Here is a 6,357-nt window from a genome sequence, read left to right as displayed (position 1 = left end):
TGTCCGGCAGATCGCGATACGGTTCGGTCTTGCGTGCGTCGGCCAACATTTCCACCACGTTCTGACCGACACCTTTGATGGCGCCAAGCCCGTAACGGATGGTGCGATCGTTGGACACGGTGAACATGAACTGCGAGGAGTTCACATCGGGCGGTTCGACCTTCAGCCGCATGCGGCGCGCTTCGTCGATCAGCGTCACTACCTTGTCGGTCTTGTCCATATCGGAGGACAACACCGCCGACATGAACGCCGCCGGATAGTGAGCTTTCAACCACGCCGTTTGATACGTCAGCAACGCGTACGCCGCCGAGTGCGATTTGTTGAAGCCGTAACCGGCGAACTTTTCCATCAAGTCGAAGATGTGCTCGGCCTGGTGCTGGTCCACGCCGCGCGCGGTCGAACCAGTCACGAAAATGGTCCGCTGCTTGGCCATTTCCTCGGGCTTCTTCTTACCCATCGCGCGACGTAGCAAGTCGGCGCCGCCCAGCGAATAGCCGGCCAGCACCTGCGCGATTTGCATCACCTGCTCTTGATACAAGATGACGCCGTAGGTGGGCGCCAGCACCGGCTGCAGATCCGGATGCAAATAATCGATCGGGCCGGTGGTCTTGCCGCGTTTACGTTCGATGAAGTCGTCGACCATGCCCGACTCCAGCGGGCCGGGACGGAACAGTGCCACCAACGCGACGATGTCTTCGAAGCAGTCCGGCTGCAAGCGGCGGATCAGATCTTTCATGCCGCGAGATTCCAGCTGGAATACCGCGGTGGTTTCGTAGCGCTTCAGCAAGTCGAACGTCGCGACGTCGTCCATCGGCAGCGCATTCATATCCAGCGGCGTCTCGCCCTTCTGCGCGCGCTGGATATTGATGACCTTCACCGCCCAATCGATGATGGTGAGCGTACGCAAGCCCAGGAAGTCGAACTTCACCAGGCCGGCCTGTTCGACGTCGTCCTTGTCGAACTGGGTCACCACGCTCTGCCCGTTCTCGTCGCAGAACAGCGGCGAGAAATCGGTCAGCACCGACGGCGAGATCACCACGCCACCGGCGTGCATGCCGGCGTTTCTCACCAAGCCTTCGAGCGACATGGCCATGTCCAGAATGGCGCGCGTCTCTTCTTCGTTCTGATAACGACGCCGCAGCTCCTCTTCCTTGGCCAGCGCGTCTTTGAGCGTGATGCCCAGCTCGAACGGAATCAGCTTGGCGATGGAATCGGCGAAACCGTAGCTCTGGCCGAACACACGCGCCACGTCTCGCACCACGGCCTTCGCCGCCATGGTGCCGTAAGTAATGATCTGCGAAACCCGCTCGCGGCCGTAGTGTTGCGCAACGTAGTCGATCACGCGGTCGCGACCGTCCATGCAGAAGTCGACGTCGAAGTCGGGCATGGAGACGCGCTCGGGATTCAAGAAGCGCTCGAACAGCAAGTCGTAGCGCAGCGGATCGATATCGGTGATACCCAGACAGTACGCCACCAACGAACCGGCGCCGGAGCCGCGGCCTGGGCCGACGGGCACGCCATTGTTCTTCGCCCACTCGATGAAGTCGGCGACGATCAGGAAGTAGCCGGGGAAGCCCATCTGGATGATGACGCCCAGCTCGATTTCCAAACGTTCGGTGTATTCCTGGTCGGTGATCTCGCGGCCCTTCACCGGCGCCGCCTTGAGCTGGATCAGCCGCTCCTTCAAGCCATTGCGAGATTGCTCACGCAGGAAGTCATCGACCGGGATGTCGTTGGGCGTCGGGAACTTTGGCAGCACGCTCTTGCCGAGCTTCAGCTCCAAGCTGCAGCGGCGTGCGATCTCGACCGTGTTCTCCAGCGCCTCGGGCACATCCTTGAACAGCTCGGCCATTTCCTTGGGCGACTTCAGATATTGCTGTTCGGTGAAGCGGCGCCGGCGTTTGGGATCGGCGAGCAACATACCGTCGTGAATACAGACGCGGGCTTCGTGCGATTCGAAATCCTCGCGACGAATGAAGCGCACGTCGTTGGTCGCAACCACCGGAATGCCGCGAGCGATGGCGATGTCCAGCGCGCCCTGCACGTGACGCTCGTCGCCTTCGCGACCGGTACGTTGCAGTTCCAAATAGAAACGATCGCCGAACAAGCTCAACCAGAAATCGAGCGCGTTGCGGGCTTCATCGTCGCGACCGGTGAGAATGGCGCGGCCGACGTCGCCTTCACGTCCCGCCGACAAGGCAATCAGGCCTTGCAGGTCTTCGGCATTGAGCCAGTTGCGGTCGATGGTGGCCACGCCCTTCTTCTGGCCTTCCAGATACGACTTGCTGACCAGCTTGGACAGATTGTTATAACCGACGGCGTTCTGACACAGCAGCACCAACGACGACGGCTCGACCCGTTCGCCGACTTCGTGCACGCGCAGATCGACGCCGATGATGGGCTTCACGCCGGCGTACTGCGCCGCCTTGTAGAACTTCACCATCGCGAACAGATTGCTCTGATCGGTGAGCGCCACCGACGGCATCTTCGCAGCAGCGACCGCATCCATCAGGCCAGGACTGCCCTCGCTCTCGCTGGTGATGCGCACCACGCTGTCGACCAGCGAGTACTCGGTGTGCAGGTGGAGATGGACGAATGCAGTCACGTTACAGACCGACGACCGATTTTTCGCCCAGGCCGGCGCACGACAAGCGCTGTTCGGCAGCCAGTCGCACCGGCTCGAAGCTGTAGCGATGGATGGGCGTGGGGCCGTGACTCTGCAACGCCTTGTAGTGCTGTGGCGTGCTGTAGCCCTTATGCGCAGCGAAGCCGTATTCCGGATAGAGCGCGTCGAGCTCGACCATCATGCGATCGCGCGTCACTTTGGCCAGGATCGACGCGGCACCGATACAAGTCTTGAGCGCGTCGCCATCGATGATGGCTTCGTAACTGCATTTCATCGGCATGCCGACGAACGACGGGCACAGATTGCCGTCGATCTGCACGTGACCGGGTTGAATGTGCAAACCGATGAGGGCGCGGCGCATTGCCAGGTGGGTAGCCTGCAGGATGTTGTGGCAATCGATTTCGGCCACGTCGGCCCAGGCCACCGACCAGGACAGCGCGGTGCTGCGAATTTTGACGAACAGCGCTTCCCGCTCCTCGGCCTCGAGCTGCTTGGAATCGTTGATGCCTCGAATACGACGGCGCGGATCCAGGATCACCGCAGCCGCGACGACCGGACCGGCCAAAGGCCCGCGCCCCGCCTCGTCCACGCCCGCGACCAGCCCGGGCGCCTGCAACGGCAAAGCCAATGTCCGCTGGGATGCTGCCATCGCGTTCTTCTAAGCCACCTGCGCGAGCGCCGAAGCGCTGTTATGGAGTGCCGCCCGACAAGCGGCGCTTGACCAACAACTCCACGATGGCATCGGCGGCACGCGCGCTGGCGTCGCGTCGGAGCGTCTCGTGGATGGAGGCGAAAGTTTGCACGAGCTCGGCGCGATCGGCACGCTCGAGTTGTTGAAGTACCGCAGGCCCCAGCACGTCGGGGCGCACCTCGGCATTGAAAAACTCCGGCACCAGCGCCCGGCCAGCCAGCAGATTGGGCTGGGCGAAGAACGGCGCCTTGAAGAGTTTCAAATGCTTGAGCAGAAAACTTGTCAGCAGCCCGAGGCGATAGGCTACCACCATGGGACGCTTCACCAGGGTCGCTTCCAGGGTCGCCGTGCCCGAGGCCAGCAGCACCACGTCGCTGGCCGCCATCACCTCTTGCGCGTGCCCGTTGATCAGGGTGACCCGATCGCGCAACGCCGGACAGCTGGCCACCGCTCGCTCCAGCGATTCCTCGAAAATGCGCCGGGTCGCCTCGTTCGCCAGCGCCACGATGAAACGCAACTGCGGCCGCTGCTCCAGCAACCAAGCCATGGTCAGCGTGAAATCCGGACTGAGGCGCGACACCTCGCCTTGCCGGCTGCCCGGCAGCACCGCGACGTACTGATCCTTCTCCGGCAGCGCCAGCTGACGACGCGCGGTCTCGGCGCTCATCTCCATGGGCACTTGATCGGCGAGCGGATGGCCGACGAACTCGGCCTGCACCGAATGCGCGTCGTAGAACGGCTTCTCGAACGGCAACAGACACAGCACCAGGTCCACCGCGCGCCCGATGGTCTGCACGCGACCCTGGCGCCAGGCCCAGACCTGCGGGCTGACGTACTGCACGGTCGGAATGCCGACCTCTTTGAAACGCGGCGCGATGCGTAGATTGAATTCTTTGGCGTCGACGCCGACGTACACCGCCGGGCGCTCGGCCAGCACTCGATCGATGAGCATGCGTCGAATCCGAAACAGCCGCGGTAGGTGCGGGATGATTTCGAACAAGCCCATCACCGACAGGCTTTCCACCCGCTCCCACACTTCGCAGCCAGCCGCAGCCATGCGCGACCCGGCAATGCCGGCAAAGCGTGCCTGCGGAATGCGCTGTCGAAGCGCGGCAATGAGCTGCGCACCGAGGTTGTCCCCGGAAGCTTCGCCGGCGACCAGGACGATGAGTGGTGCGGCGTCGGACTTAGTCACTGACGGCCGCTACCGGACGATGCCAACTCGCTCACGCCGCGGCGTGGAGTCGTTGAGGAAATCGATCAGCAGTTGCAGCTCGGGTTGGTCCTTGCCGCGCTGTTCGATTTGTTCGGTGGCTTCGATGAGCTTCAACTGCGAGCGATACAGGATCCGATACGCATCGCGGATGTTACGAATCTGTTCGGCCGAATAGCCGCGTCGTTTCAGGCCTTCGGAATTCACGCTGTGCGGCTCGGCAGGCCGGCCGACTGCCATCACGAACGGCGGCACATCGCGCGTCACCGCCGTGTTGTTGGCGATGAAGGCATGCGCGCCGACCTGACAAAACTGATGGATGCCGGCGAAGCCGCCCATGTGCACCCAGTCGCCGATGATGACGTGACCGCCGAGCGTTGCGTAGTTGGCCAGCACGCAATGCGAGCCGATCACGCAATCGTGGCCGACATGCGAACCGGTCATGAACAGATTGTCGCTACCGATCTTGGTGACCAACTGATCCTTGGTGGTACCGCGATTGACGGTGACGTTCTCGCGAAACGTGTTGCGATCGCCGATCTCGAGCCGTGTCGGCTCGTTGTTGTATTTCAGATCTTGGGGCGCCGCGCCGATCGAGGCGAACTGAAAAATCTTGTTGTCGCTGCCGATGGTGGTCGGCCCGTCGACCACCACGTGCGGGCCGATCCAGGTGCCGGCGCCGATGACGACGTTGGCCCCGATGACCGTATACGCGCCAACTTGCACGTCGGGCGCGAGCTGCGCGCTAGGGTCGATCAGGGCTGTAGGATGAATAGCCATCGTGGCAACTTCCGCTTACTTCTTGGTCTCGCCCGGCGCCACCATCATCTCAGCACTGCAAGCTTCCTCGCCGTTCACTTCGGCGACCGTGGAAAACTTCCAGATGCCGCGGATCGAGCGTTCCAGCGTCGCCTTCAGGATCAACTGATCGCCCGGCTCCACCGGCCGGCGAAAGCGGGCCTTGTCGATGCCGACGAAGTACAGCTGCCGATGCTCGTCCGGATACACGCCGGCGGTGACGAACGCCAGGATGCCGGCCGTCTGCGCCAGCGCTTCCAGAATGATCACGCCAGGGAACACTGGCCGATGCGGAAAGTGACCGGGGAAGAACGGCTCGTTGATGGTCACGTTCTTGAGCGCGCGAATGTGCTTGCCTGAGACGCACTCGAGCACCCGGTCCACCAACAGGAACGGATAGCGATGCGGTAGCCGACGCATGACTTCATGGATATCCATGGTCAGGACGTCGCCAGCGGCGGTCTCGGGATTCTGCGTGCTCTCGGTCATCTGAAGCCTTGTTATTCCTCGGGTTCTGCCGGCGCCGCGGACTCATCGGCGGCACCACGCTGCCGGCGGACTTCGCGAACGAATTGGTCCAGCCGGTGGAAGCGGGCCGCATTCTTGCGGAAACGAGTCGTTTCGTCGACCGGTATCCCGCTGGAGTAGTAGCCGGGCTTACGGATGCTGCTGTTCACGAACGATTTACCGGTGATCACCACGTCGTCGCAAATGCTCAGATGACCGGCCACGCCGACCATGCCGCCGATCATGCAACGCTTGCCGATGACGGCGCTGCCGGAAATACCGACGCAGCCCGCAATCGCCGTGTGATCGCCGATGCGCACGTTGTGGCCGACCTGAATCTGGTTATCCATCTTCACGCCGTCGCCAATCACCGTGTCCTCGATGGCACCACGGTCGATGGTGGTGCTGGCACCGATCTCGACGTCGTTGCCGATACGCACGGTGCCCACTTGCGGGACCTTGAGCCACTCGCCTTTATCGGGCGCGAGGCCGAAGCCGTCGGCGCCGATCACGACGCTCGGC

The 6,357-nt window shown here is 62.5% G+C and carries 6 protein-coding genes; all 6 read right to left on the bottom strand.

What is annotated here, in order from left to right; genetic code table 11:
* Positions 1-2,605, bottom strand: a 2,605-nt coding sequence (gene dnaE, locus JNL55_RS36285; protein WP_293866656.1) for a DNA polymerase III subunit alpha, incomplete at its 3' end; no start/stop codon positions are given.
* Position 2,606: 1 nt separating this feature from the next.
* Positions 2,607-3,275, bottom strand: coding sequence for a ribonuclease HII (rnhB, locus tag JNL55_RS36280; RefSeq protein ID WP_293866653.1), 669 nt, complete (start codon positions 3,273-3,275; stop codon positions 2,607-2,609).
* A gap of 40 nt (positions 3,276-3,315) precedes the next feature.
* Positions 3,316-4,512, bottom strand: a complete 1,197-nt coding sequence (gene lpxB, locus JNL55_RS36275; protein WP_293866650.1) for a lipid-A-disaccharide synthase — start codon at positions 4,510-4,512, stop codon at positions 3,316-3,318.
* Positions 4,513-4,521: 9 nt separating this feature from the next.
* Entirely contained in the window at positions 4,522-5,310 is a 789-nt protein-coding gene (gene lpxA / locus JNL55_RS36270; protein WP_293866646.1) for an acyl-ACP--UDP-N-acetylglucosamine O-acyltransferase, read from the bottom strand.
* 15 nt (positions 5,311-5,325) lie between these two features.
* The gene (gene fabZ, locus JNL55_RS36265) at positions 5,326-5,817 is read right to left on the bottom strand and encodes a 3-hydroxyacyl-ACP dehydratase FabZ (RefSeq protein WP_415923239.1); all 492 of its coding nucleotides are present in this window, start codon (positions 5,815-5,817) and stop codon (positions 5,326-5,328) included.
* Positions 5,818-5,828: 11 nt separating this feature from the next.
* Positions 5,829-6,357, bottom strand: a 529-nt coding sequence (locus tag JNL55_RS36260; RefSeq protein ID WP_293866643.1) for a UDP-3-O-(3-hydroxymyristoyl)glucosamine N-acyltransferase, incomplete at its 5' end; no start/stop codon positions are given.

The sequence above is a fragment of the Steroidobacter sp. genome, assembly GCF_016790065.1.
Lineage (GTDB): Bacteria > Pseudomonadota > Gammaproteobacteria > Steroidobacterales > Steroidobacteraceae > Steroidobacter.
This window is presented reverse-complemented; position numbering and strand designations above follow the sequence as displayed.